We start from the raw sequence: 25,348 nt of genomic DNA, 5'->3' as shown, positions 1-25,348 counted from the left end.
TCTTGTCGCTGTCAAAACGTGTACGGGAAACGTACGCCGACGACGAAATTGGGTGCATCAGGTGTCAAGCCGATGCTCACCGAACCGTTGATCGTCAGATGCTTGTTGATCACCTGGTTCAGCCCGAAATTCATTGTCGAGGCGTTGGTCTGGCTTCCGGCCACCTTCTGGTAACCCGTACCCGAATCAATCTTGGTCTCCGGTTCGACAGCGGTCGTGAACGACAGACTCGCCGAGGTCTTGTCCGACAACGCGATCGCTGCGCCTGCACCGATCTGCACGATGTCGCCGAGTTTGACCTTGGCGGGTTCGACCTGACCCTGCACCGACGAGATGTCGGAGAAGGATTTGGCAACGTTATAGGTATAGGACAGGCTGCCGAATAGCACCACCGGATCGTATGTTTTAAGTACCGACACACCGGCTGTGAAATTCCAGATCCCGGTGCCTGTCGGCAATCGCGTGGGTGTAATCAGGTTGTTGTTATTCGGATCGCCGGTGACGAGCTTGATGCCGAAGGGCGATGTGCCCGTATCGGACTTCACGCGAAAGCTCGCGACGACATCGGGCCAGTCATTGGTCTCCTTGAGCACCTGGTAGTAGATGCCGAAGTTGACGTCGCCGATATTGCTGCTGTTGACGCTCGTATCGGAGAGCGACGACGATGCACCGCCTGCACCGCCACTGATGAACGTACTGCTTCGATACATGTAAGGCAGATCCGCATCGATGCTGATGCGATCGGTCAGGCCATAGCGCACATCGACGTCGTATTGGTATTGCGACGCTTTGGTCTGATCGAGATTGATATTGCCGAGAAAGATCGCGTCGAGGGCAAGAAAGCCGGTGAGCGAAAGTTGACGGCGATCGTAATACGTGTACGACAGCCCCTGGTCGATCGTCAGCTTGTGATCGAACAACGGAGCGTGCTCCTTCTGCACCACGGCCTGCTCGCTTTGCGTACGTTCCGGCTCGGCCGCCTTGTTGTCGGTGCCGATCGTCGGCGTCGTACCACCTGCTTGCGCCGTTCCTGTTCCTGCGCCTGATGCCGGTGTCACCGCGACGCCGTTAGCCGTACCCTGGCTCGCACCATTCACTGCACCCGCAGCGCCTGCCGCGGCAGGGCCACCCGAGCCGTACGGCACGGACGGTCCCGCGTTCGACTGGGCGAGCTGCTGACCCATGCCGTCCGACGCGACCGTGCCGTCGACGTTCTGCACACCGGTGCCGTTCTGCACACCGGCCCCGCTTGTCGCACCGCTTGCGGCCCCATTGGGTGCCCCGTTTGCTCCGTATTGCGATGCTGCGTAACCCGGCTCTCCCCGGCCACGCTGAGCCATCTCGAGTTCGACGATATGGTTTTCGAGTGACTTGATTTCCTTTTGCTGCTGCTCGACAACCCGCGACAACATGTCCAGCCTCTGCTCCACCGACTGCGATTCAAGCGACTGCGCGTAAGCCGATCCGGATACTGCGAGCAGAACGGCCGTTGCGCACGGCGCCATGGCATAGGGCGCGAGTGCCCCGTACAAGCTGCTGCCTTGCGTTTTCATTGTTGTCCCCCCGGTTGCGAGAGGGCCGGGTCCACGGCCTTCCCGCGATTGGACTTTGCAGTCCGTTTCAAAAATCGCGCTGCTCTGTCACTCCGTCACTCCAAAAACACAGCGCGTTGCTTCGTTGCTCGTTTCGCCTTGCTTCTCGTGTCAGGCACGCTTCGGTACGTGGGTCGCACCTGTTATTTTTTGAGCGAAGTCATATTGGCCAGCGCCGCCTGCACACCCATGAGCCGCAACTGGTTCGCGGTCAGGGAGCTGGTCTGCAGATGAAGCTGGAGCTGGTTCATCACGGACTGGTTGTTACCCGCGATCTTCATGAGCTGAGCGATATTCGCCGCCTGTGTCGGGTTTGCCGTGATCTGTTGCGTTGCTACGCCTGCGGGCGTGTTGAGTTTGACAACCGCACCGTTAGCGTTGAACGCGATGCTGGCCGCCAGGCCATTCGGTCCGCTCGCACTTGCCGATGTTGCCCCGTTGAAAGTCTGAGGCAGGTTGCCCGGCGAGAAATCGATCGTCGCCGAGTTGTTGCCGACATTGTTGAAGCCGGCCACTTGCGTGACCTGCGATACGCCGTTGGCCCGCACGTTCTCACCGCCGGCCGTGGTGGCGCCATTTGCGCCGTTGTTGAGAACACCGTTCACGTACGTGTTGACGGCCTGGTTCGTTTGATTGACGAGGCTCGTGACGGCCGCGTTCACACTCGATTGCAACGAGTACCCGTTGGCGGTCTTCGACACGGCGAGCGTGCCGCCGGCTGCGACGGATTCGCCGTTCGGAAGCTGCCATTGCGACAGCAGGTTGAGCACAAAACCGGAGATCGCCGGAATGCCGGCGAACTTGCCTGTTTGCGCCGCGAGGACTTCATCGCCCACCGGTTGCATGATCGGTGCGGCGATCGTCTCGCTGAAAGGGCTCATCAGTTCGGCGTGCGCCACACCCGTCATGGCGGCGCCGATTGCGAACCCCAGCATGAGCTTTCTTTGCTTCATCGTGGAATCAGAACAAGTCTGCCTTGATCAAACCGAAGTCGACAAAGGGAGTCGGACTGGTACCCGACTCCAGAGCACGCTCGCGCAGCTTCAGCGCCAGCGACTCGTTGTTCTGCAACAGCGGTGAATCCTCCCTGAATGGTTTGCCGAGCACCGCGAAGACGAGTCCGTTCCACGACTTCACGAAGTCGGATTCCAATACGATCCGGTTGCCAAGTGCGGGGTCAGCGATAAAGATGCGCTGGTCTTCCGCATGCTTGACGATCACGAAATGCTGGTAGCCGTCGATGTCCATGAGCACCATGACCGGTATTTGAAGCTTGTACAGCGCGTCGACATTCACGCGAAAGCCGCGGCCGCGCAGGCCGATCGTCTCGACGAACTTCTTCATGTCGAGCATCGAAAAGCCGTTCTTCTCGACGACCTCAGGTGTCGAGAACACCATCATTCGCTGGATCAGTTCCGTCTCGGGGATCTTGATGCCGTACCCGTAGTCGAGCAGCGTCGCCAGCGCGGCCGAGCCGCAGCTGTAGTCGAACTGCTGGGTGTGAATGTTCTGGTAGCGGATGTCGCGGATCGACTTGACGCTCTTGACGAGCGGCACGCCGACAGACGACGTCGTATCAAGCGCCATCTGGGCGAAGCAGTGGCCTGCTACGCCCAACAACGTCCCGGTAGTGACTGCGCGAATCCACTGACGCGGGGATGGTCCGGTCATTTCGGTCTCCTGCCCTGCTGACGGCGCCGCTTTCTCGGTCGGCTTCACGCCAGTTCAATGCGGGTGAAACTAGGACATCCACCCGCGCCGCCCTCAGGCGGCGCGGGCCGGGTGCGGCTCTTTACATCCCTGCCTTCACGCTCGCAACGGCCAGACCGTTGTGTTGGAGGTTGCCACCGCCAGAGGCGATGTTCACGCCGATGTTGCCGGTCGCGCCCATCAGGGCGTTCGCGCCGAGCGTGGCCGAGCCGTTGAACGTGCCCGTCACAGCAGCGCCAGCCATTTGCGTGCTGTCATCCGTCGCGACAACCGCACCGCCTTGCGAGTGCTTGCCGCTCGGCGTCGACGACACGAGTGCGAGGCTGTTGTTCTGCACGTTGCCCAGACCCGACGACACGTTCACGCCGACATTGCCCGTTGCATATTGGAGGGAGGCGTCACCCACCGATGCGACCAGGTTGTAGTTGTCGATCGTGCCGTGGCCGCTCGAACCTTGCGACGAGAACACTTGCGCATTGCCGAACGTCTTGCCGGCATCGATCGATGCAAGCGAAGCGTTGTTCGACTGGGCGTTGTCCAGACCGCTCGTGACGTTCACGCCGATATTGCCTTGCGCACCGTTGAGGGCGCCCGAGCCGATCGTTGCCATCGACGTTGCGGCTTGTTGCGTATCGGTGATCTGCGTCACACCACCCTTGACCGTGACCGAGCCATAGCTGTCGGACCAGTTGTTGGCGTAGCCCCAGTCAGCCGAATCGTGGCTTTCGCTCTTGGCCTTCACGCTGGCGCTGAACGACGAGCTTTGCTTGCTCGATTCGGATTCCTTGGTCGTGACATGGCCCCACAGCGAGCCGCTGCCGCTGCCCCAGGTCTTGTTGTCCTGAGCGCTGACCGTCGACAGCGAACCTTCACCCTTGGCATCGATGCCAGCAACCAGCCCGGCCGTGAGTTCACCCCAGCTGCCATGCGGATACAGATAGCCGCTGTCTTGCTGATAGCCCGCGGCGACGCCTGCGACCACACCGGCCTTGAGCTGACCCTTGAAGGCGTTGTACGTCGTGTCCTTCGAACCCGCATCGGTCTTGTAGTTATAGCCGCCCGAGGCATTGATCGAAGCCGACTGCGTGGCCGACTGGCTTTGCGACGAGTGCTCCGACGCATTGATGCTCGAGCTGTAGCTCGACTTGCTGTCGTGATACGAGTAGCCGTTGTCTGCCTTGTTGTTCCAGGCGGTCGTGGCATTCGTGTACGTCGTGACAGCGCCCTTCTGATAGCTCTGGGCGGTCGGCGACATCTTCGCGCCATTAAGATTTGCGGTCTGGTTGTTGTTGACGACGGCGCCGGCGCTGTCGTCCACCGACACGCAGCCGTAGATGCCGAAGAAGCCCGTGATCCACACGGATTGTGCGACTTCGGTTCCGTTGTAGAGGTACGGGTCCGACCACGGGCCTGCGTGGGCGACGCCAGCAACGGAAAGCACGGCTGCTGCAATGAGAGTGCGCTTCATGGTTACGCTCCGATACGAGTGTGTGTTACGACGTTAGAAAAAGGTGCCCGCCGGGGGACGGAGCACAAAACTGTTTGCCGTAGCATTCCCGGCACCGACAGACTGGTTGACCTGCACGACGCCGGTCGCGCCTTTGAACGCATCGTTTGCAATCGACGCTTCAAGGGCGTGACCATCGACCGCGTGGCCTCGAGTCCCGCCGTTCCTGGCAGTGGTCGCGGATAGTTCGTTGTCCGCTACCGCTTCCGCTCCAACAGGAAGACCGCCCACCGATACGGCATTCCTTTGAAGATTGTTCGCACCCGCGGCCTGATTGACGGCAATCACGCCGATGGTGTTCGAAAACGCATTCGAGCCGATTGTCGCGCTCGCACTACCCATCCGCACGGGCACAGAACGCGTGGTCTGCTGCTGCCCCGTGACGATCGCTGCACCGCTGCCGTACAACACGGCAGCCTGATTCGTCTGTACGTTGTCGACGCCCGCGGCGATGTTCACCGCCAGTGCACCGACCACCCCGTGTGCGGCGCCCTCACCGACAACGGCGCTCACGTCCTGCATCAGCAATGCCGCCTTGTCCGGCATCACGAACAACGAAGAACTCTGCGCCGAGGCCGAAGTGGCGGCGCCTGACAACACAAGCCATCCCGCGCATGCGAGCACGCGTCGGAGGGTGGTGGAGCGAGTCATTTGAGATTCCCCAGGCCGGAGGTCAAGGGCGTCAGCGCGCCCGTTATGGTTTGCGTCACCGTTGCACCAATCGCATTCGTACCGCCTTGTCCGCTCATGCCGACCGGCGCACCACCGCGTTGCTGCGCACCGCCGCCACCGATACCAAGCGCCGCGTTGGCCGCGCCCATCGCTGCAGCGTTGTTATTGCTTTGCACACCTGCCGATCCGCGTGCGCTGCCGAGGTCGACATCTGATGCGAGGCTTTCCATCAGCGGATCGAATGTCGAAGACGGGAAGGTCGACACGCGAATCGCGACCGGGTCGTCTTTTGTCGGCACCGGGCGATAAGCGATTCGCGGCGTCACATCGCGTGCGACGATCAGGTCGCCAGGCTCGTCGGCGAATGCGGGCTGTGCGGTCAGCGCGGCGGCCGCGCCGAACACGAGGGCCGCAAGCGGGACGAGGCGCGCGAGGTGCGTGGCGTTCATCTCACTTCCTCGTGTAGTTCACGATGTTGCCGGACTGCGCGGCACCTGCGGCCGAGCCGATGGGCTGCTGCGGCGTTTGCGTCGGCGGCGCGATTTCGTCCCACAGCGTCACCGAGTTATTGCGAAACGCGTCGGGTACGGCGGCGACCATCAGCATGCCCACCGCGCGACCGTGTTGATTGCCGAGTACGCGATCGTCGAGCGACGCTACGTCGTAACGTGTTACGGATGAGCCGGTAACAAACACCTTTTTGCTTGCGGCGTTATCGGCAATAGCGACCGAATCGTCGTTCGAAGCCGACGCTTGTTCGCTGTTCTCCGAGGCCGATGCCGACTGCGCTGACGTATCGCCTGCGACACGCTCCGGTGTCGCCGCGACGGGGGCCGATGGTGCTGCGGCCGCATCGGCCTGCGCACCGCCCAGCGAGGCCTGGACTGCATCTGCGCCTTGTCCTGCAGCATCCTGCGCGGCGACGCCGGACACTCCGGCGAACCAGCCTGCGCAGACCAGCATGGCGCTCAGTGCAGCGTGGCGCAGCATGCCGGGGTGTTGCGGATGAGAAGTTTGGGTACGCATGATGTCCTCCTTCACGGCAGGACATTTAGCGATAAGTGTGCCATTGGCCCGAAAGCGTTCTGCCGTGGGGACTCGGCGCGCGCGCGCAAAGTCACGCGCCGCGTAAACATCAAAAAACGTTTCAGTTGTGAAACGACGGGTCCGGCGCAAAGCGAGGCTGCATGCGGGTTTCAAGCCGGTGGCTGTTCAAAACGCCCGTCAGTTAAAGTTTGATGACGCGGATGCCGTTAAGCAGAAAGTGAACGTCGTGAGAAGAGGCAAAAGAAAAGCGGCTGGCGCGCGTGATTAAAATCCCGCAAAATTCGGCGCCCGGCCACTTTTTGATTACGGCGGCCGCTGGCGCTGTACTATAGTAGCCACACTTGCTGGCAGGGCAGGATTAAGCACCAGAGGCGGAATTAATCCGCTCAGAAGTAAAATATGCCATTCGGGGACCCGCAGTCGAAGCTTGTGAAGACGATCGAGATCGTCGGACGCAGACGTGGCGTCGCGCCTGTAATTACAACGCGAGTCAATGTGCGAGATTTGGTCACGATCGCAACAACGACTGAATGATTTGACGACAGGGTCACGTTATGGATACCGGACAACGACGGCAGTTGGTATACGTCTCCCGTCAGCCCAACGAGCAGTTGCATGACCTGCTGCGTGCGCGCGGCTGGGATATCAAGTTCGCCACGACCGCACGCGAAGTGCAGCGCGCGATTCATCAGGACGGCCCCACTGGAGGCCTGTTTGACGTCAGCAGCGGCTATGGCACGCATGAACTCGGCGCGTTCGAGAGCTGCCTCACGCTGCCCAACGTCGGTTGGGTCGCGACTGCCGGCAGCGGTCAGCTTGCCGACCGCCTCGTGCGCCGCCTGATTCGCGACTATTGCTTCGATTATCTGACTGTGCCGTATTCGGGCGAAAAGATCGTCGACTCGATCGGCCATGCATACGGCATGGTTGCGCTCGGCGAGCAGGAGTTTTCGCTGATTGGCGCCTCACGTGATGAGGAAATGGTCGGCAGTTGCGATGCGATGCGTCAGCTGTTTCGCACTATTCGAAAGGTTGCCAATACAGATGCAAGTGTGTTTATCGCTGGCGAGTCAGGTACCGGAAAGGAATTGACCGCACGTGCGATTCACGAGCGTTCTGAACGGCGCAAAATGCCTTTCATCGCAATTAATTGCGGTGCTATTCCCCATCATTTATTACAGTCGGAATTATTTGGGTATGAGCGCGGTGCTTTTACCGGTGCGAATGCCCGCAAGATCGGCCGTGTGGAAGCCGCGAATGGCGGTACATTGTTTCTCGATGAAGTCGGCGATTTGCCGCTCGAAAGTCAGGCAAGCCTGCTGCGCTTCCTGCAGGAGCGGAAAATCGAGCGGCTCGGCGGCCAGGAGTCGATTCCGGTCGATGTGCGCGTGATCGCAGCGACGCACGTGGATCTCGAGCAGGCGATGCGCGAGAACCGCTTCCGCGTCGATCTGTTCCACCGTCTCTGCGTGCTGCGCGTCGACGAACCGCCGCTGCGGGCCCGTGGCAAAGACATCGAATTGCTCGCGCATCACATGCTCGAGCGCTTCCGGACCGACAACGCACGACGTCTGCGCGGGTTTTCGGCTCCGGCCATCGAGGCGATGTACAACTACGGCTGGCCCGGCAATGTGCGCGAACTGATTAACCGCGTTCGCCGCGCCATCGTGATGGCCGAAGGCCGTCTGATCACGCCGGAAGATCTGGAGCTGCAGAGCTTTGCGTCGCAGCGCACGGTCACCCTCGCGGAAGCCCGTGAAGAAGCCGAGCGGCACGCGATCGAAGCCGCCCTGCTGCGCCATCGCCACCGCCTCAACGAGGCTGCGGTCGAACTGGGGATCTCGCGCGTGACGCTCTACCGCCTGATGGTTGCGCATGGCTTGCGCAGCCCGAGCGAAGACCGTCTGCCGATCGAACGCGTCGCACAGGGTTAAGTCGACAGCGACAGGTTCTCGCGCGGCTGACTGCCGAAACGAAAAAAGCTCGCCGATGGCGAGCTTTTTTCTTGAGCGCTGGAAACGTCAGACGGCGATCGGCGCCTTGATGGCCGGGTGGTATTGATAGTCGACGACCTCGAAGTCCTCGTACTTGTAGTCGAGGATCGATTCCGGACGACGCTTGATGACGAGCTTCGGCAACGGAAACGCTTCGCGCGCAAGCAATGTCTCGACTTGCTCGAAGTGATTCGAATAGATGTGGCAATCACCGCCCGCCCACACGAGCTCACCCACATCGAGATCGCACTGCTGCGCCAGCATATGCGTCAGCAACGCATAGCTCGCCCAGTTGAACGGCGTGCCGAGGAACACATCCTGGCTGCGGCAGTAAAGCAGGCAGCTCAGCTTGCCTTCGTTCACGTAGAACTGCGCAAACGCGTGGCACGGTGCGAGCGCCATACGCCCTTCGCGCGCATTGTCGACCGGCGACATTGACTCGTCGGGAAACGCGGCGACATTGAGCGCCGTCAGCAGCAGCCGGCGCGAATGCGGGCGCGTACGGATCTGGCGAACCAGTTCGCTGATCTGGTCGACGGTGGTGCCGTCGGGCTTCGGCCAGAAGCGCCATTGATAACCGTAGACCGGACCGAGGTTGCCGTTTTCATCGGCCCATTCGTCCCAGATCGTGACGCCGTTCTCGTTGAGGTAACGGATATTGGTGTCGCCGTTCAGGAACCACAGGAGCTCGTGAATCACGCTCTTGAGGTGGATCCGCTTCGTCGTGACGAGCGGGAACCCTTCGGACAGATCGAAACGGACCTGGCGGCCGAACACGCTGACCGTGCCGGTACCTGTGCGGTCTTCCTTCTTCGCGCCGTTGGCGAGAATGTCCTTGATCAGATCGTGATATTGCTTCATGGGCGGCGGAATCGGCCGTGGCGGCCTGGTCAGGAAATGGCGTAGGCGGCTCCGAAAGCCACCTGTCGAGCGACTGATTCAGCCGCAAAGGCGCCATTGTAGCAACGCTGAACCGACCTCGTCGGAAGCCCGATGGAGCTTCATGCCGGGTCTGCAGTACGGCCGCTCATCGGTCGAAGCCGTATGCGGCCGCCACGTGCTTGCGCGCAGCGGCCCACGTACATGCCCCGCCCGGAAGACGACCGGATCACCGGCATTCGCAGTGCCTAGGCGCGGACCTGGAACCGCATCGTCACGCGCAGGCCACCCTCGGGACGGTTGTCGATCTCGCAATCGCCCCCCGCGTGACGCGTGAGGCGGTCGACAATCGCTAGCCCCAGGCCGCTGTGCCCGTTACCCCCGCGTGCGGGGTCGAGCCGCACGAAAGGCCGCGTGGCCGCCGCCAGATTCGCCGGTGAAATGCCGTCGCCCGAGTCGCACACCCGCAGGCACCACGTGCCGTCGTCACGCCAGGTCGACACCGTGATCGGCGCTTCCCCATACGCGTGGGCGTTTTCGAGCAGGTTGGCCAGAATCCGGTCGAGCGAGGCTTCGGGCAACACGAACGATTCGCCTGCGGCGAGTTCGAGCACGACCGGCGGCTCGGACGGGTACACCGCGTGGAAATTGCGTGCCGCACGTTCGCACAGTCCGTCGACCGAAGTCGGCATCGACGTGTCAAGCGTGTCGTTCGCGAACATCAGGAACTGGTCGACGATGTGCGTCAGAGAATCGACGTCGCGCACCACGCCGTCGCGCGAGCGCGTGTCTTCCATCATTTCCGCGCGCAGGCGCAAGCGCGCCAGCGGCGTGCGCAGATCGTGGGCAACCCCCGCGAGCATGACGTTGCGATCGCTCTGCGTCTGCGAGATGTCGTTCACCATCTGATTGAAGCCGCGCGTGAGCTGACGAAGTTCGCGCGGTCCCGACTCGGCGACAGGCGCGACATGCTGTCCGCGCCCGAAGCGGCCGACCGCGCCGGCCAGCGTACGCAACGGGCGTTGCACCTGCCATGCCGCGAACAACGCCGACATCGCCGCGCCGATCGTGATGAAGATCAGCCAGAACAGCATCTTGTCGAACGTACGCGGGCCGCCGCGCAGCGGCTGCAACGGCACGACGATCCACTGCGTGTCGTTGGGCATCAGCACCCACAGGCGCGGCGGATGCGCACTGTCGTCAATGCGCAGCATCGTGCCCGAAGGCATCGACTCGCGGAAGTCGGTCAGGAAACGGGAAAACGGGGAGTTGTTGTCCGGGTCCGACGCCGGAACGGAAGACGACCCCTGATCGACAAGGCGCACGCGCGACGGCAATGGCAGATTCGGCGTGCGCACCTGATGCTGCTTCACGGCGTCGACGAGGAACGTGGTTTCCTCGACCGCATAGCGTGTCTGCATTTCCGAACGCTCGAACCGGATGACGGTATACCAGGCGAAATGGGAAAGCAGCAGCACGCCGACGGTAAAGATCGACAGGCGGCCAAACAGCGAATCAAAAGGTCGGATTCTCATCTTGGGTACAGCAAATCGCACACCCTCGTCCGTGTCGCCGCGCGACGGCGCACGCCGTCGAAACAGCGCACCGAGCCCGAGTGTGCGAGTCAGGTTCAATGGGCAACCTTCAGCTGGCAGCCGCCGCAGCGTCGTGTTCGCCGTCGGGCACGAACACATACCCGCGCCCGCGCACCGTCTGAATGAAGCGCGGCGCGGACGGATCGCCCTCGAGGATGCGGCGCAGGCGCCACACCTGGACATCGATACCGCGGTCGGTGCCGTCGTACTCGGGTCCGTGCAGCAGCTCGAGCAAACGCTCGCGCGTGAGCGTACGCATCGGGTGGTTCACAAAGATCTTGAGCAAGGCGAACTCGCTGCCTGACAGCGGCACGGCCGCACCCGCCTGCGTCAGCGTGCGTGCCTGGAAGTCGAGCACGAAACGGCCGAAGTTATAGGGTTCACGCTGCTCGGGCGCGGCGCTGGGCACCGTCTTGCGGCGGCGAAGCACGGCTTGCACGCGCGCCAGCAGCTCGCGCGGGTTGAACGGTTTGCCGAGATAGTCGTCGGCGCCGAGCTCGAGCCCGACGATGCGATCGACGTCATCGGCACGCGCGGTCAGCATGATCACGGGGATATCGTCGCCGGTCGCGCGCAACTGACGCAGCGCGGTCAGACCGTCGACACCCGGCATCATGAGATCGAGCACGATCAGGTCGGGACGCTCCCGTTCGAGCCGGCGCTCGAGCGAAGCCGCATCGTGAAGAACCGAGACCTCCATGCCCTGACGCTGCAGATAGTCACGCAGCAGGTCGCGCAGTTCGGGGTCGTCGTCGATGATCAGAATTTGAGTAGCCATGGTGCGCAGTGTAAACGGTCGATGAAGAGCGTTTGAGGGGTCAGTCCCGCGAGGAATTACAAGAGGTTACTCGGACGCGGAAGGGTAATTGCAAGTAACAAACTCGGCCCACAGCGTAAACGTCGCGCACCGATGAGTCGATACGCTTCACTCACGCTATCTAGCGTTTGATCGGAGAACGACAACATGTTCCGCAAAACCCATTCATCGCCCCGTGCAACGACCTCTTTCGCGGCAAAGATCGCGGGAGTCGCGGCAGTGGCCGCCCTCGCCGTCGGCGGCGTCGCGGTCGCTCAGACGTCCGCGCCGCTTGCAGCTTCGGGGGCGCACGCCGGCGGGTGGCATCACCACCACGGCGGCTTCGAGCACGAGCTCATGAAGCTCCACGCCCAGCTCAACCTCACGTCGCAGCAGGAAGCGCTCTGGCAAACCGCCGTCGCCACGACGAAGGCTAACCGCCAGCAGGAGCGCACGCTGCACCAGCAGGACAAGTCGCAGATGCAGGCGCAATCGCAAGTGCCGATCCTCGACCTGAGCGGCATGCATGCCCAGCGCGAGCAGCAAATGCAGCAGTTCCATCAGCTGCATGAGCAGACCGTCCAGGCCTGGCTCAATGTCTACAGCGCGTTGAACGACCAGCAAAAGACGCTTGTCAGCTCCACGCTGAAGGCCGACTGGGCACAAGCGCAGGCGCGCCATGCCGCGTTCAAGCAACGCTGGGAACAGCAGCATCAAGGCGCGGCTTCGTCTGCAGCGCAATAAGGCGACGGCTCAGTCGGCGAGCAATCGTCGACCGTCCATCTGCGACCCTTCTCGGCGAACCCTCGTCGAGAAGGTGTCTTCGCCGCTCCGTCCTCTCACGCAGATTGCGTAGCCGGACCGGTTTGCATAGCGCACTCAGCAGCGCACTCAGCAGCGCACTCAGCAGCGCACTCAGCAGCGCACTCCATAGCGCACCATCCGGTATACCGTCCCTGCCCGCCCTACACCGGGCCGGCGCACTTGCCCATCCCCCTGCACCCGGTCAGACAAGCCCCAATTTGATCCTGACGCGCTTCGGGTACAATCCCGCCTCATTCGCAAGGCCGGGCAACCGCTCCGCCGTGCGTCCGGCGCGGACGACCTGCCCCACGCCAGCAGGCATTTTGTCCGTCTACAATGTTTTTCGGACGATTCGCCAAGAGTGATTCGCCCGCCAGTCCGGCTCTCTCATCCAAGTCAGGGAAACAATGAAAAAACTCGCTTTGTGCCTGTCGCTCGCTCTGGTCGCCTTCGGCGCCCAGGCCAAGGACTACTCGACCATTCGCTTCGGCGTCGACGCCAGCTATCCCCCGTTCGAATCGAAGGCCTCGAACGGTGACATCGTCGGTTTCGATATCGACCTCGGCAACGCGCTCTGCGCGAAGCTCAAGGCAAAGTGCGTCTGGGTTCCGCAGGATTTCGACGGTCTGATCCCTGCACTCAAGGCACGCAAGTTCGACGGCATCATTTCGTCGCTGTCGATCACCGAAGCGCGTGAAAAGGAAATTGCGTTCTCGGACAAGCTGTTCGACGCACCCGCACGCATGATCGCGAAGGCCGGCTCGAACCTCCAGCCGACTCCGGATTCGCTCAAGGGCAAGCGCGTGGGCGTCGAGCAGGGCACGACGCAGGAAGCGTACGCCAAGGCTCACTGGGCCCCGGCTGGCGTGACGGTCGTTCCGTATCAGGATCAGCAACAGGTCTATGCCGACCTGATCTCGGGCCGCCTCGACGCGACGCTGCAGGATGAAGTGCAGGCCGACATCGGCTTCCTGAAGACGCCGCAAGGCAAGGGCTACGCGTGGGCCGGTCCGGAAGTCAACGATCCGCAAACGATCGGCGCCGGCACGGGCATCGGCCTTCGCAAGGAAGACACCGAGCTGAAGACCAAGCTGAACAAGGCCATGGCCGAAATTCACGCTGACGGCACGTTCGACAAGCTGCAGAAGAAGTACTTCGACTTCAACATTTATTCGAAGTAAGCAGCCGGAGCCGGAAGTCGCTTTTCCAAAGTCGACTTTCGTACGTCACATGCAGTTTCGACCGGGCACCGTCGTCTCCGACGCACCCGGTCTCTGAAGAAGCAACCCGGCGGGCGGCACGCGCTGCCCGCTTCTCCCCGACACAAGGTTTTCCATGCTGGCAGGCTATGGCCCGCTGATCCTGCAAGGCACGTGGCAGACGATCCAGCTTTCTGTGTTGTCGCTCGTCGTCGCCTTCGTGCTCGGCTTGCTTGGCGCAGGCGCCAAACTCTCGAAAAACAGGGCGTTGAAGGGCATCGCGACGGTCTACACGACACTGATTCGCGGCGTGCCCGACCTCGTGCTCATGCTGCTGCTGTTTTTCAGCCTTCAGATCTGGCTTAACCAGATCACCGATCTGTTCAACATGGACCAGATCGACATCAGCCCCTTCGTGGCCGGCGTGATCACGCTCGGCTTTATCTACGGGGCGTATTTCACAGAGACATTCCGCGGCGCTTTCCTGTCCGTTCCGCGCGGGCAATACGAAGCGGCCGCCGCGTACGGCATGACGGGCTGGCAAACGTTCTCGCGCATTCTGTTTCCGCAGATGATGCGATTCGCATTGCCCGGCATCGGCAATAACTGGCAGGTGCTCGTGAAGTCGACGGCGCTCGTGTCGATCATCGGTCTCGCCGATGTGGTCAAGGCGACGCAGGATGCGGGCAAGGCAACGTTCAATATGTTCTTCTTCGTGATGGTGGCCGCGGTCGTGTATCTGGCGATCACGACGATCTCGAATCTCGTGCTGATCTGGCTCGAACGTCGCTACGCCACCGGCGTGCGCAGGGCGCAAATATGATCCAGATCCTTCACGATTACTGGCGCGCCTTCCTGTTCACGGACGGCGAACACATCACGGGCGTCGCAATCACGCTGTGGCTGCTGGTCATTTCGATCGGCATCGGTTTTTGCCTGTCGGTGCCGCTCGCCGTGGCACGCGTGTCCGAGAACAAGTGGGTCTCGGCACCGGTGTGGCTCTACACGTATGTGTTCCGCGGCACGCCGCTCTACATCCAGTTGCTGCTGTTCTATACGGGCGTGTATTCACTGCAGGTCGTGCGCGACCATGCGCCGCTCGACGCGTTCTTTCGCAGCGGCATGAACTGCACGCTGCTCGCCTTTGCATTGAACACGTGCGCGTACACGACCGAGATCTTCGCGGGCGCCATCAAGGCCACGCCGTATGGCGAGGTCGAGGCCGCGCGCGCGTACGGCATGTCGCGCTTCACGACGTTGCGCCGCATCGTGATTCCGTCGGCGCTGCGCCGGGCGCTGCCGCTGTACAGCAACGAAGTGATCCTCATGCTGCACGCCACGACGCTCGCGTTCACGGCCACGGTGCCCGATATTCTGAAGATTGCGCGCGACGCGAATTCGGCGACCTATCTGTCCTTTCAGGCATTCGGCATTGCCGCCCTGCTCTATCTGGGCATTTCGTTCAGCCTCGTCGCGCTGTTTCGGCGCGCGGAAAAGCGCTGGCTCGCGTACCTCGCGCCGCGGCGCCATTGATTCAACCGGTTCAGGATTGCTATGGACAAACTGTTCGTCGACGATATTCACAAGCAATACGGCGATCATGAAGTGCTCAAAGGCGTTTCGCTGCGTGCGAAGGCCGGCGACGTCATCAGCATCATCGGCTCCTCGGGTTCGGGCAAAAGCACGTTCCTGCGTTGCATCAACTTTCTCGAGCAACCCAATGCGGGTCGCATCTATGTGAATGGGGAGGAAGTCCGCACGGTCGCCGATCGGGGTGGCGCGCTCAAGGTTGCCGATACGAAGCAGCTTCAGAAGGTGCGCACGAAGCTGTCGATGGTGTTCCAGCATTTCAACCTGTGGGCCCATCTGACCGCACTCGAGAACGTGATCGAGGCGCCGATGCATGTGCTCGGCCTGTCTCGTGCAGAGGCTGAGGAACGCGCCCGTACCTACCTCAAGCGGGTGGGCCTGGCTCCTGCCGTCGAAAAGCAGTATCCGGCGCACCTCTCGGGCGGCCAGCAACAACGCGTGGCCATCGCACGCGCGCTGGCGATGCAACCGGATGTGATGCTGTTCGACGAGCCGACCTCCGCGCTCGACCCCGAGCTCGTGTCGGAAGTGCTCAAGGTCATGCAGTCACTCGCCGAAGAGGGTCGCACGATGGTTGTGGTCACCCATGAAATGGGCTTCGCGCGCAACGTGTCGAACCATGTGATGTTCCTGCATCAGGGGCGCGTCGAAGAAGAAGGCGAGCCGAGTGAAGTGCTCGTTCAACCCAGGAGCGAACGGCTCCGGCAGTTCCTGTCAGGCAGCCTCAAGTAAGTCTTCCGGCCGGCGGTCCTCCGCCGGCCCCGGCACCCCGTCAGGGGCCTCGCCTTTCCTCCTTTCGCATCTTCGCCGCCAAGCGCCGGTCACCCCGAATCGTCCGGATCCGGTTTGCCGGAACGCGCCGGTCGGGCACGGGCAACTCACTTTGCGCATAAAAGTGCATCTTACAGATGGATTTCATGCGCCCGATTCATATTCCTGACATGAACCGTCAATAGTGGGTTTCCCTTATCAAGCAACGGTTACCGGGCGAAAACGACATGCATTCAATCATTTGGATGAAACTGGTCATCCCACCCGTTTATAAACGGCGGTTCCACGCATTGCATTTGTGCGACAGACCCGCGCCGTGCCGATAAGCGAACTTGGTGTACATGCTTATCTTTTGCTAGATTGGTAATCAAACAACGAAAACCCGGAATATCGGGCGTAGTTTTACTCCAAATGGCGGGATCACCAGGAGACTTACCAATTATTGAGACAGCGGCCACGGTCGGGCCTTTAGCGAAAAACCTTCTGGGGAAGGTCCGCTGCACGACATGCCAGCCGGTGTTTCTCCGAATCAAATCCTGATTTCTTGATTGCGATCGATGCCGCTGGGGCGTTGCTTCGCGATTGCGTGCTGGGGAGCCGCGAAATCAGGACGCACGAATCCGACGCGCTGGGCGTCGGTGCAGGTGTCCGGTGCCACTGGGGTGCCGGACGAATGGCGCATTGCGCCAGGCGGTAGGCGGTCGGACTGCTTACACGCACTACAGGGTACGGAGGAGTCAATGATGAAAAAGGCAATGCTCGCAGCATCGCTGATGGCTGCGGGCGTGACCGCGGCGTACGCGCAAAACAGCGTGACGCTGTACGGTCGTCTCGACGCAGGCGTGGAATATGTCAACGGCCTGAAGAACGGCCATCGCTTCGAAGCTGAGTCGGGCGACTGGGGTACGAGCCTCTGGGGTATGAAGGGTTCGGAAGATCTGGGCGGCGGTCTGTCGGCCATCTTCAAGTTGGAAACCGGCTTTGCGCTGCAAAACGGTACGGTTGGCGGCGGCAGCGGCCAGCTCTTCAATCGTTACGCATTGGTTGGTCTGAGCAGCCCGACGTACGGTACGTTCGAACTGGGCCGCTCGCTGTTCATCTCGAACGGCGTGTGGGACTTTGACCCGTTCGTGCAGGAAAACTGGTCGTCGGCTTCGCTGGTTCGTGGTCGTAACTGGCCGCAAGTCAGCAACTCGGTCAACTACCAGTCGCCGAAGTTCTACGGCTTCGATTTCGCAGGTCAGTATGCGTTCTCGAACAGCACGAACTTCAACGGCAACAACAACGCAGGTACGCCGGCAGCGGTGTCGTCGACCGGTCGTGCCGGTGGTGCGCAGATCACGTACACGGGTTCGTTCTTCCAGGTCCGCGGCCTGTACGACGAAATCCGCGACGGCAATGGTCAGTTCTCGAACCTGTTCGCATTCAGCCGCGAGTACACGGCTGCTGTGAACCTGACGTTCGGACCGGTCAAGGTTCAAGGCGCGTATGAGCATTTGAACGCGAACGCCGTGACCGATGGCGGCCCGACGTCGGCCGACCACGAATGGCTCGGTGTGACGTACCAGTTCACGCCGGCTCTCGCGCTGACGGGCGGTGGCTATCACATCAACGTGAACAAGGGCGGCGGCAACGCAACCCTGTACGAAATGACGGGTACGTACAACCTGTCGAAGCGTACGTTCCTGTACCTGACGGGCGCAACCGTGCGCAACAGCTCGACGGCGAATTTCTCGCTGTTCGCTGAAGCACCGGACAACAGCGCAGCGTTCAACACGACGAGCGCGCAGTCGATCCAGAACAGCCAGAACCCGCTGCCGGGTCACAGCCAGTCGGGCTTCTTCGCTGGCATCGACCACTCGTTCTAATCGCCACGGGTTCGTTGCCACTTAGCCGGAATCCCCCGTCAGCGTCTTTCTCGGGACGGAGCGGCTAAGACAACAGAAAGGCAACAGCGGTACGTACAGATCGGCGCATCAGGTTTTCGAACCTGTGCGCCGATTTTATTATCGGTTCCAGGCGCAGTAGAGGCCGGCACCGACTATAAAGCCGACCCCGTTGCCGACAGCCGCATCGAGGCTGGCTCGGGCTGCTAGCGCCAACCGCACGGCGCGCGGCATCCCGTCTGCACCATCGACCTCCCACCCGATCGCCGCACTGTTCACCGACACCACTCTGACAAGCCCGACGAAGAAGGTTGCCAGCAGGCACATCGCCTCCGTTTTCTTTGTGCTGCTTCCGCCAGCGCCAAACCAGAGATGCACGCCCGCGGCGAAAAGCAATCCGAGTGCGACGCCCCAGCCTGCCGCCGGATGAGCCGCCGATCGGACTGTCGACACACGGCGCCAGAAGGGTGCTTGCAACCTCGCTCGCATGTCCGGCCCGATACGCGCGTCGTAGTCGCCTTGCCGTATTCTGGCGTTCTGCCGATTGAGCCTCATCTGATCGGACGACCGGCCCATGACCCGATCCCTGGACCGCTGATTCGGATTCCACACGTCGAAGAGCTGGGGCTGCATCTTGGTCGATGAACGATACATGTGCGTGCACTCACCAAACGGGACACGCTGATCGTCACCCTTCGAGCCTTGCGCGGCTAGCATGGAACGCCGCTTCTTGCGGCCAACGCCGGGGCGAAAAAAAGAGCGGACCACGAGGTCCGCTCTTGATGTCCATGCTGCCGTGTCGCACACGAAGCTGATCTGCGCGACGATTCGCACACGCAAGGCACGACTACATTTACTCGCCCTTCTGTGCCGCCGCCGCTCCATGGCTCAGCCAGTCGAGCACATCGACCGTCTCCGCCTTTCCTTCGGCACGCGCGCGCTTCGCACTCTTCTGCACATCGACCTGCGGCGCAGCACGGCGAATCGCCACGCCCACCGCGAGTACGTCGATCATGACCAGATGCAGAATCCGCGAAATCATCGAGAGCTGCGACTCGCGAATCTCGATGTGATCGGTTTCGAGCGCCACGGTGGCCTTCTTCGCAAGCGGCGTATTGCTCGACGTGATCGCAATGACCTTCGCACCGTTCTGCATCGCGACATCGAGCACGCGTTGAAGCTCGGGCGCCTTGCCCGACTTCGAGATCGCGACGATCACGTCGCCCGGGCCGAGCAGCGCTGCCGAAGCGCCCTGCATATACAGATCGCCGTAGGCGATCGTCGGAATGCCGAAACGGAAGAACTTGTAGTGCGCGTCCTGCGCGACGATGTTCGAATTGCCGAGGCCATAGAACTCGATGCGGCGCGCGCTGCTCAGCACGTCAATTGCCTTCTCGACGTTCTCGAAGTTCAGATGCTCGCGCAACTGAAGAATCGACGACACCGTGTTGTCGAGCACCTTCGTGCCGAAGTCCGTCGGCGTATCGCCGAGATGGACCTGGCTATGGCTCATCGGAATCGTGCCCGTCAGACCTGTCGCAAGCTTCAGCTTGAAATCGGACAGCCCCTGGCAACCCAGCGTGCGGCAGAAGCGGATCACCGTCGGCTGGCTCACCGCGGCCTTGCGCGCGATGTCGACGATCGGATCGTTGATGACCGAGCGCGGATGGTTGAGCGCGAGGTCCGCCACGCGGCGTTCGGCCGGCGTCAGTGCGTCGAGCATCTGGCGAATGCGCTCGAACACCGCCGAGCCGCCGCTGCCGCGGTCGCTCAGTTGCTCGTGCAGGATCGCCGACACGCCGAGAAACGCCGGATATTCGGCCGTGATCACGTAGATCGGGATATTCGACAAATACGTTTCGAAGCGGCCCTTTGCTTCGAAACGCTGACGGAACGACGACTTCGTGAAGAATTCGCCAAGGCGCGGCACGACCCCGCCGCCGATATAGACGCCGCCGAGCGAACCGAGCGTCACGGCCAGACTGCCGGCAAAGGTGCCGAGAATGCCGCAGAACACATCGAGCGCTTCAACCGCGAGCGGCTCGTTGTCTTCGAGCGCACGGCGCGTGACTTCGGCGGGGTCGATATTCGAGCCGACGCGCTTCTTGGCGCGCGCTGCAAGCCCGCGATAGATGAGCTCAATACCCGGACCTGCGCACATGCGTTCGTACGACACGTGCGGCCACTTCTTCTGCGCATACTCGAGCAGAAAGACTTCACGCTCGTCGACCGGTGCAAACGTCGCATGACCCCCTTCGCTGCCCAGTGCGATCCAGCGATCGTCAGCCGGAATCAGGCCCGACACGCCGAGCCCCGTTCCTGCGCCAAGCAGGCCGATCACGCTGTTTTGCTTGGCCTTGCCGCCGCCGACCTGAACGCGTTGCTCGTCGGTCAGCCGCGGCAGTGCCATCGCGAGCGCGGTGAAATCGTTGACGACCAGCAGCGTGTCGAAGCCGAGCGCACGTCGCGTCGACTCGATCGAAAAGCTCCAGTGGTGATTCGTCATCTTGATCTCGTCACCATCGACGGGGTTCGCAATCGCGACCGCCGCATGGTTGACGTGACCGACCTTCGTATCCTTGAGGTACTTGCGGATTGCATCCGCGACGCCCGGATAGTCAGCGCACGGATAAACACGGACCTGTTCGATCTGGTCCGGTCCGAACTCAAGCGCGAAACGCGCATTGGTTCCACCGATGTCGGCAAGAAGGCGCGGGCCGTCCGCGTGCGGGTTTTCATGCGCCGCCGCGGTGGACTTATTCCGCTGACCAGTAGACATCGAGTTTGACTCCCTTATCATTCGCCAGCTTCGAGATGGCATTATCGAGTGGACTCGCGGCAGCTTTCTCGAGCACGTCGAGCTTGCTCTTGCCAGCGATCAACAGAAACAGGCGGTCGATCCGCTTGAGCGCGGACAACGACCAGCTCACGCGCGCGTGAGGTGCGGCGCCCGGGTGCACGAGCACAAAGCGCGCGTCGGTCGTGATGGCCTCGTTCCACTCGGGCGCATCGGCAAAGATCGATGCCGTGTGGCCATCCTCGCCCATACCCAGCACGGCGATATTGGGCAGCGCCGGGTCGCCCGACGCATTGAGCCGTGCGATCTGGTCAGCGGGATCGCGCGAGACGTCGACGAGCGGCGTAAAGCGCGCATTCGCGGCCTCGCCGCGCAGCAGGTTCTCACGTGCAAACCGGACGTTACTGTCCTTATGATCATCGGGTACCCAGCGGTCGTCGACCAGCGTCAGGTCGATCCGCGACCAGTCGAACGGCTGGCCCGACAGCGCCTGCAGGAAGCGCTTGGGACTGCTGCCGCCCGAGACGGCGAACGTGACGTGACGGGATGCGGGCCCAGCCGCAAGGTGCGCCTGAAGCGCATCGCCAACGGCGCGCGACAACGCGTCCGCCTGGACGATCGGGTCGTCGAATGCGTGAAGCTCGATCACTTCTCCTCCGTCCTTCTCTCTTTATAAGTATGAATCCGGATCTGCCGCGCCCTGGCGCGTCAGGCCCCCCTCTGCAATGCGTACGATCAGTTCTCTTCTTCGAGCCAGCATGTCCCATGTTGCGCCAGCATGGCGCTCGCCGCAGCCGGGCCCCAGGTGCCCGACGCATAAGGCTTCGGCCCCTTGAGCGGCGACGCAGCCCACTCGTCGAGAATCGGCTCGACCCAGCGCCATGCAGCTTCTTGTTCGTCGCGCCGCACAAACAGCGCAAGACGGCCGTTGATCACGTCGAGCAACAGCCGCTGATACGCCTCCATCCGGTTCTCCTTGAAGAACTGGTCGAACGCAAGATCCAGGTGCACCTGGGCGAGGCTCCACCCTTCACCGGGCTGCTTCGCCTGGCAATACAGGCGAATCGATTCATTCGGCTGCAGCCGGATCACGAGGCGGTTCTGGCCCGCGGGCCAGCCGCCGAGCGCGGAGTGCGGCACCTGCCGGAAATTGACGACGATTTCGGCGACGCGATCGGCAAGCCGCTTGCCCGTGCGCAAGAAGAACGGCACACCCGCCCAACGCCAGTTTTCGATCTCGACCTTGAGCGCGACGAACGTCTCGGTCGTGCTGTCCGCAGGCACACCCGGTTCGGCCGCGTAAGCCGGTACCGGCGTACCGCGGATCACGCCCGCGTGATACTGGCCGCGCACAGCGACCTTGCTGATGTCGCCGCGCTGCACCGGCTTGAGCGAGCGCAAGACGCGCAGCTTCTCGTCGCGCACGCTGTCGGATTCGATCGAATGGGGCGGTTCCATCGCCACGATCGAAAGCAGCTGCAGCAAATGGTTCTGCACCATGTCGCGCAGTGCGCCGGTCTGGTTATAAAACTCCCCGCGCGCCTCGACGCCGAGCTCCTCGGCGATCGTGATCTGAATGCTCTCGACCCACTCGCGGCGCCACAGCGGCTCGAACAGCACGTTGCCGAAACGCAGCGCAAGCAGGTTCTGCACCGACTCCTTGCCAAGGTAGTGATCGATCCGGTAAATCTGCTCTTCGGCGAAGATCTCGCCCACCGCGTCATTGATCGCGTTGGACGACGCGAGGTCATAGCCGAGCGGTTTTTCGAGCACGATGCGCGCGCCCGCGTTCAGGCCGACGCTCGCGAGCGCACGGCATGTCGGCACGAACAGCGACGGGCCGGTTGCGAGATAGAACACGCGCACGCTCGCCGGCAATTCCTTGAGCATGTCGCGCAGCAACACGAAATCGTCGCGACGCGACAAATCGAGCGCAGCGTACTCGAACCGGTTGAGGAAAGCCTGCCAGACGCTCTCGTCGAAGTCCGCGTGCGATACATGTGCGCGCACATGCTGTTCGACCCATGCGAGATAGCCTGCGCGATCGTAGCTGTCGCGCGCGATGCCGACGATCCGGCCGCTGTCGGCGAGCATGCCGCCCTTATGCGCTTCGTAAAGCGCAGGCAGGATCTTGCGCATCGCAAGATCGCCCGTCCCGCCGAACAGGACAAACGTGAAGCCCGAGTCGTTTTGCATGTGTCTCCGCTATTGGTTTGACTGCGATCACCGCCTGGCGGACCGCAGGACCGCTGTCCTGCTCGACCGTCGAGCGGCATGCGGGTAACACCTAGTCATCGCAGCGTGCACGTCGAGCGTTGAGGCCGTCATGGGCCCTCGCCCGCTCGCGTACATCGAATGCCGTGAAATTGATATATCAACTGACACACTTCGATCCCGGATGCCACGTCGTGGCATGCACGATGCAGTTGCCGCGCTCAACGTCAGCGCAACACGCTGTGCCGCATCCGGCCTCGATATCGGGCGCGCGCAGCGAGAGACGAGCTAAACACGCATCCGCATCCGCGCGCCGTTCGCACTGCTCACCGCATTCGCCGCCCGTGCGTCATGTCTTTGTCACGACACGCCGATACGAAGACAGGTACCGCATGATCGAACCTCGCACCCCCTGCGCCCCGCATCAAGCTTTCGATGATGGTCACAGTACGGGTGAGCTCGTGATAGGGAGTTGCCCTAAGCCGAGGTAGTCCGACCGATAAATTTTTTGACACTGAATTGTAGTTTAACTACAATCGAATTCAAGGGGTATCCCACGTTTCGGAATGCGCGGACAACACGTCGCGACATGATGTTGACCCGCATAAGGTCCATCGGTCGGCATGCGCATCACACCGGATCGCCGGGTTGCCCGGGCAGTGGTGGAGCGGCGCGGCGGGCGCAGCTCTCCTGCGTAGAACGCAACGGTTTCAGACCGTACACCCGGGTCACCAGGCCCCCTGACCGGACGAGCAGCATCCTCGAATTTCAACAAGGGGTCCGGTCAATATCAAAAGAGGAGACACGTCTTTGCTGCACGCTATGTTCATCTCTTGAGAGCCGCGGACGATCGCGCCGCCGCTCGACCGTCCCCGATGTAGTCAAAACAATGCCCGAGAGGGTTAGTCAACCATTCGTTTTCATCTGGTGTCTGGAGGAGATAAGCAATGAAAGTCCGTGCGATCATCGGCGCGCTGTGCGCAGCCGGAATGGTTGTTGGCACCGCGCAAGCTGCCGAACAGGTCGAAGTGCTGCACTGGTGGACGTCGGGCGGTGAAGCCAAGGCCGTCGGCGTGCTGAAGTCGGATCTCGACAAGCAGGGCTATCAATGGAAGGACTACGCTGTCGCCGGTGGCGGTGGTGCAGCCGCCATGACTGCGCTGAAGACGCAGGTCATCTCGGGTAACCCGCCGTCGGCAGCCCAGATCAAGGGCCCGCTGATTCAAGACTGGGCGCAACAGGACGTGCTCGTGCCGATCGACTCGGCAGCGACCGACTGGGACAAGAACCTGCCGCCCGCGATCGACAAGATCATCAAGTACCAAGGCAAGACCGTTGCTGCTCCGTTCTCGGTTCACCGCGTGAACTGGCTGTGGATCAACAAGGCCGCTCTCGACAAGGCTGGCGCTCAGCCGCCGAAGACGTGGCCGGAATTCTTCGCCCTGGCCGACAAGTTCAAGGCTGACGGCCTGATCCCGGTTGCAGCCGGCGGTCAACCGTGGCAAGACCTGACGCTGTGGGAAGACGTGGTGCTGTCGCAAGGCAACGACTTCTACAAGAAGGCGATCGTCGACCTCGACCAGAAGACGCTGACGTCGGCTCAGATGGTTCAAGTGTTCGACACGGTCCGCAAGATCACGACCTACTTCGACAAGGGCCACGCAGGCCGCGACTGGAACCTCGCAACGTCGATGGTTATCCAGGGCAAGGCTGGCATGCAGTTCATGGGTGACTGGGCGAAGGGCGAGTTCGCGAACGCAAGCAAGGTTCCGGGCAAGGACTACGTCTGCTCGGCAGCACCGGGCACGGCAACGGGCTACACGTTCAACGTCGACTCGTTCGTGTTCTTCAAGGAAAAGGGTCAGTCGGCTGCAACGCCGGGTCAACTGGCACTGGCCAAGACGATCATGACGCCGGAATTCCAGGAACAGTTCAGCCTGTACAAGGGCTCGATCCCGGTTCGCCTGGGCGTGCCGATGGACAAGTTCGACGACTGCGCGAAGGCTTCGTACGCGGATGAACAAACGGCGATCAAGGGCGGCGGTTACGTCCCGTCGCTGGCTCACGGCATGGCACAAGGTGACGCCGTTGCAGGCGCCATCACCGACGTCGTGACGAAGTTCATGAACTCGGATGAAGATTCGAAGACGGCCGTCGCAGAACTCGCGAAGGCAGCAAAGACGAAGTAATGTATTAGCAGCAGCCTGACCTTGCGGGGCAGGCTGCCGACTCCCACGTCGCGCATGTTGCAGCGCGGCGTGATTATCGGCGGCGCCCCACAAACGGGTTTGATAT

Annotated in this window: 22 protein-coding genes; 8 read left to right on the top strand and 14 right to left on the bottom strand. The window is 61.8% G+C overall.

All coding sequences use genetic code 11. The annotated features are described in order from the left end of the window. Window positions 1-11 precede the first annotated feature (11 nt). The 7 genes from ACMFWR_RS05975 to ACMFWR_RS05945 form a co-directional block, all read right to left on the bottom strand. The gene (locus ACMFWR_RS05975) at window positions 12-1,505 is read right to left on the bottom strand and encodes a hypothetical protein (RefSeq protein ID WP_413194797.1); all 1,494 of its coding nucleotides are present in this window, start codon (window positions 1,503-1,505) and stop codon (window positions 12-14) included. 230 nt (window positions 1,506-1,735) lie between these two features. Continuing rightward, window positions 1,736-2,545 carry a peptidase C39 gene (locus ACMFWR_RS05970; RefSeq protein WP_413194089.1) on the bottom strand — a complete coding sequence of 270 codons (810 nt, stop codon included), beginning with the start codon at window positions 2,543-2,545 and terminating at the stop codon, window positions 1,736-1,738. Between the two features lie 7 nt (window positions 2,546-2,552). Further along, the gene (locus ACMFWR_RS05965) at window positions 2,553-3,179 is read right to left on the bottom strand and encodes a C39 family peptidase (RefSeq protein ID WP_413194796.1); all 627 of its coding nucleotides are present in this window, start codon (window positions 3,177-3,179) and stop codon (window positions 2,553-2,555) included. 205 nt (window positions 3,180-3,384) lie between these two features. Next, on the bottom strand, window positions 3,385-4,770 hold the full coding sequence (locus tag ACMFWR_RS05960; protein WP_413194088.1) for a cell wall anchor protein: 1,386 nt from the start codon (window positions 4,768-4,770) through the stop codon (window positions 3,385-3,387). A gap of 33 nt (window positions 4,771-4,803) precedes the next feature. Further along, on the bottom strand, window positions 4,804-5,460 hold the full coding sequence (locus ACMFWR_RS05955) for a hypothetical protein (RefSeq protein ID WP_413194087.1): 657 nt from the start codon (window positions 5,458-5,460) through the stop codon (window positions 4,804-4,806). Continuing rightward, complete coding sequence (locus ACMFWR_RS05950; protein ID WP_413194086.1) at window positions 5,457-5,930, bottom strand: hypothetical protein; 474 nt, start codon at window positions 5,928-5,930, stop codon at window positions 5,457-5,459. The genes ACMFWR_RS05955 and ACMFWR_RS05950 overlap by 4 nt, the downstream gene beginning before the upstream one ends. A gap of 1 nt (window position 5,931) precedes the next feature. Then, window positions 5,932-6,507, bottom strand: a complete 576-nt coding sequence (locus ACMFWR_RS05945; RefSeq protein ID WP_413194085.1) for a hypothetical protein — start codon at window positions 6,505-6,507, stop codon at window positions 5,932-5,934. 575 nt (window positions 6,508-7,082) lie between these two features. Between ACMFWR_RS05945 and ACMFWR_RS05940 the strand changes: the two genes are divergently transcribed. Next, window positions 7,083-8,462 (top strand): sigma 54-interacting transcriptional regulator, encoded by a 1,380-nt coding sequence (locus tag ACMFWR_RS05940; RefSeq protein WP_413194084.1) that lies wholly within the window; start codon window positions 7,083-7,085, stop codon window positions 8,460-8,462. A gap of 87 nt (window positions 8,463-8,549) precedes the next feature. Here ACMFWR_RS05940 and ACMFWR_RS05935 read toward each other — a convergent pair whose 3' ends face one another. From ACMFWR_RS05935 to ACMFWR_RS05925, 3 genes are all read right to left on the bottom strand, one after another. Next, window positions 8,550-9,383, bottom strand: a complete 834-nt coding sequence (locus ACMFWR_RS05935) for a thymidylate synthase (protein WP_413194083.1) — start codon at window positions 9,381-9,383, stop codon at window positions 8,550-8,552. 266 nt (window positions 9,384-9,649) lie between these two features. After that, the gene (locus ACMFWR_RS05930; RefSeq protein ID WP_413194082.1) at window positions 9,650-10,936 is read right to left on the bottom strand and encodes an ATP-binding protein; all 1,287 of its coding nucleotides are present in this window, start codon (window positions 10,934-10,936) and stop codon (window positions 9,650-9,652) included. A gap of 109 nt (window positions 10,937-11,045) precedes the next feature. After that, window positions 11,046-11,774, bottom strand: coding sequence for a response regulator (locus ACMFWR_RS05925; RefSeq protein WP_413194081.1), 729 nt, complete (start codon window positions 11,772-11,774; stop codon window positions 11,046-11,048). A gap of 186 nt (window positions 11,775-11,960) precedes the next feature. On the opposite strand from ACMFWR_RS05925, the gene ACMFWR_RS05920 reads away from it, so the two are divergent. From ACMFWR_RS05920 to ACMFWR_RS05895, 6 genes are all read left to right on the top strand, one after another. Further along, a complete protein-coding gene (locus tag ACMFWR_RS05920; protein WP_413194080.1) occupies window positions 11,961-12,536 on the top strand; it encodes a hypothetical protein in 576 nt (191 codons plus the stop codon). A gap of 467 nt (window positions 12,537-13,003) precedes the next feature. Then, complete coding sequence (locus ACMFWR_RS05915) at window positions 13,004-13,777, top strand: ABC transporter substrate-binding protein (RefSeq protein WP_413194079.1); 774 nt, start codon at window positions 13,004-13,006, stop codon at window positions 13,775-13,777. A gap of 154 nt (window positions 13,778-13,931) precedes the next feature. Then, a complete protein-coding gene (locus ACMFWR_RS05910) occupies window positions 13,932-14,618 on the top strand; it encodes an ABC transporter permease (protein ID WP_413194078.1) in 687 nt (228 codons plus the stop codon). Continuing rightward, window positions 14,615-15,328, top strand: a complete 714-nt coding sequence (locus ACMFWR_RS05905) for an ABC transporter permease (protein ID WP_413194077.1) — start codon at window positions 14,615-14,617, stop codon at window positions 15,326-15,328. The genes ACMFWR_RS05910 and ACMFWR_RS05905 overlap by 4 nt, the downstream gene beginning before the upstream one ends. Window positions 15,329-15,349: 21 nt before the next feature. Beyond that, the gene (locus ACMFWR_RS05900; protein WP_413194076.1) at window positions 15,350-16,117 is read left to right on the top strand and encodes an ABC transporter ATP-binding protein; all 768 of its coding nucleotides are present in this window, start codon (window positions 15,350-15,352) and stop codon (window positions 16,115-16,117) included. Between the two features lie 782 nt (window positions 16,118-16,899). Then, a complete protein-coding gene (locus tag ACMFWR_RS05895; protein ID WP_413194795.1) occupies window positions 16,900-18,024 on the top strand; it encodes a porin in 1,125 nt (374 codons plus the stop codon). 138 nt (window positions 18,025-18,162) lie between these two features. On the opposite strand, the gene ACMFWR_RS05890 is transcribed toward ACMFWR_RS05895, so the two are convergent. The 4 genes from ACMFWR_RS05890 to zwf all read right to left on the bottom strand — a co-directional run bounded on the left by ACMFWR_RS05890 (window position 18,163) and on the right by zwf (window position 23,035). Further along, complete coding sequence (locus ACMFWR_RS05890; RefSeq protein WP_413194075.1) at window positions 18,163-18,759, bottom strand: hypothetical protein; 597 nt, start codon at window positions 18,757-18,759, stop codon at window positions 18,163-18,165. Window positions 18,760-18,895: 136 nt separating this feature from the next. Continuing rightward, entirely contained in the window at window positions 18,896-20,821 is a 1,926-nt protein-coding gene (locus ACMFWR_RS05885; protein WP_413194074.1) for a bifunctional transcriptional regulator/glucokinase, read from the bottom strand. Next, window positions 20,799-21,488, bottom strand: a complete 690-nt coding sequence (pgl, locus tag ACMFWR_RS05880; RefSeq protein ID WP_413194073.1) for a 6-phosphogluconolactonase — start codon at window positions 21,486-21,488, stop codon at window positions 20,799-20,801. Before pgl ends, ACMFWR_RS05885 begins: the two co-directional genes overlap by 23 nt. A gap of 86 nt (window positions 21,489-21,574) precedes the next feature. Then, window positions 21,575-23,035, bottom strand: a complete 1,461-nt coding sequence (zwf, locus tag ACMFWR_RS05875; RefSeq protein ID WP_413194072.1) for a glucose-6-phosphate dehydrogenase — start codon at window positions 23,033-23,035, stop codon at window positions 21,575-21,577. Between the two features lie 965 nt (window positions 23,036-24,000). Here zwf and ACMFWR_RS05870 point away from each other — a divergent pair. Beyond that, window positions 24,001-25,242 (top strand): ABC transporter substrate-binding protein, encoded by a 1,242-nt coding sequence (locus ACMFWR_RS05870; RefSeq protein ID WP_413194071.1) that lies wholly within the window; start codon window positions 24,001-24,003, stop codon window positions 25,240-25,242. Window positions 25,243-25,348: the final 106 nt, after the last annotated feature.

It is taken from the genome of Pararobbsia alpina (assembly GCF_965118125.1).
Lineage (GTDB): Bacteria > Pseudomonadota > Gammaproteobacteria > Burkholderiales > Burkholderiaceae > Pararobbsia > Pararobbsia alpina_A.
Note: the sequence above shows the minus strand (reverse complement) of the source record. Positions and strands in the feature narration are given on the sequence as shown.

Coding starts and splice junctions, on each gene's coding strand:
- ACMFWR_RS05975 (WP_413194797.1), bottom strand. CDS start 1,505: ATGGCGCCGTGCGCAACGGCCGTTCTGCTCGCAGTATCCGGATCGGCT.
- ACMFWR_RS05960 (WP_413194088.1), bottom strand. CDS start 4,770: ATGAAGCGCACTCTCATTGCAGCAGCCGTGCTTTCCGTTGCTGGCGTC.
- ACMFWR_RS05890 (WP_413194075.1), bottom strand. CDS start 18,759: ATGCTAGCCGCGCAAGGCTCGAAGGGTGACGATCAGCGTGTCCCGTTT.
- ACMFWR_RS05950 (WP_413194086.1), bottom strand. CDS start 5,930: ATGAACGCCACGCACCTCGCGCGCCTCGTCCCGCTTGCGGCCCTCGTG.
- ACMFWR_RS05905 (WP_413194077.1), top strand. CDS start 14,615: ATGATCCAGATCCTTCACGATTACTGGCGCGCCTTCCTGTTCACGGAC.
- ACMFWR_RS05900 (WP_413194076.1), top strand. CDS start 15,350: ATGGACAAACTGTTCGTCGACGATATTCACAAGCAATACGGCGATCAT.
- ACMFWR_RS05970 (WP_413194089.1), bottom strand. CDS start 2,545: ATGAAGCAAAGAAAGCTCATGCTGGGGTTCGCAATCGGCGCCGCCATG.
- ACMFWR_RS05910 (WP_413194078.1), top strand. CDS start 13,932: ATGCTGGCAGGCTATGGCCCGCTGATCCTGCAAGGCACGTGGCAGACG.
- ACMFWR_RS05940 (WP_413194084.1), top strand. CDS start 7,083: ATGGATACCGGACAACGACGGCAGTTGGTATACGTCTCCCGTCAGCCC.
- ACMFWR_RS05920 (WP_413194080.1), top strand. CDS start 11,961: ATGTTCCGCAAAACCCATTCATCGCCCCGTGCAACGACCTCTTTCGCG.
- ACMFWR_RS05895 (WP_413194795.1), top strand. CDS start 16,900: ATGAAAAAGGCAATGCTCGCAGCATCGCTGATGGCTGCGGGCGTGACC.
- ACMFWR_RS05915 (WP_413194079.1), top strand. CDS start 13,004: ATGAAAAAACTCGCTTTGTGCCTGTCGCTCGCTCTGGTCGCCTTCGGC.
- ACMFWR_RS05885 (WP_413194074.1), bottom strand. CDS start 20,821: ATGTCTACTGGTCAGCGGAATAAGTCCACCGCGGCGGCGCATGAAAAC.
- ACMFWR_RS05945 (WP_413194085.1), bottom strand. CDS start 6,507: ATGCGTACCCAAACTTCTCATCCGCAACACCCCGGCATGCTGCGCCAC.
- zwf (WP_413194072.1), bottom strand. CDS start 23,035: ATGCAAAACGACTCGGGCTTCACGTTTGTCCTGTTCGGCGGGACGGGC.
- ACMFWR_RS05965 (WP_413194796.1), bottom strand. CDS start 3,179: ATGGCGCTTGATACGACGTCGTCTGTCGGCGTGCCGCTCGTCAAGAGC.
- ACMFWR_RS05925 (WP_413194081.1), bottom strand. CDS start 11,774: ATGGCTACTCAAATTCTGATCATCGACGACGACCCCGAACTGCGCGAC.
- ACMFWR_RS05935 (WP_413194083.1), bottom strand. CDS start 9,383: ATGAAGCAATATCACGATCTGATCAAGGACATTCTCGCCAACGGCGCG.
- ACMFWR_RS05955 (WP_413194087.1), bottom strand. CDS start 5,460: ATGACTCGCTCCACCACCCTCCGACGCGTGCTCGCATGCGCGGGATGG.
- ACMFWR_RS05870 (WP_413194071.1), top strand. CDS start 24,001: ATGAAAGTCCGTGCGATCATCGGCGCGCTGTGCGCAGCCGGAATGGTT.
- ACMFWR_RS05930 (WP_413194082.1), bottom strand. CDS start 10,936: ATGAGAATCCGACCTTTTGATTCGCTGTTTGGCCGCCTGTCGATCTTT.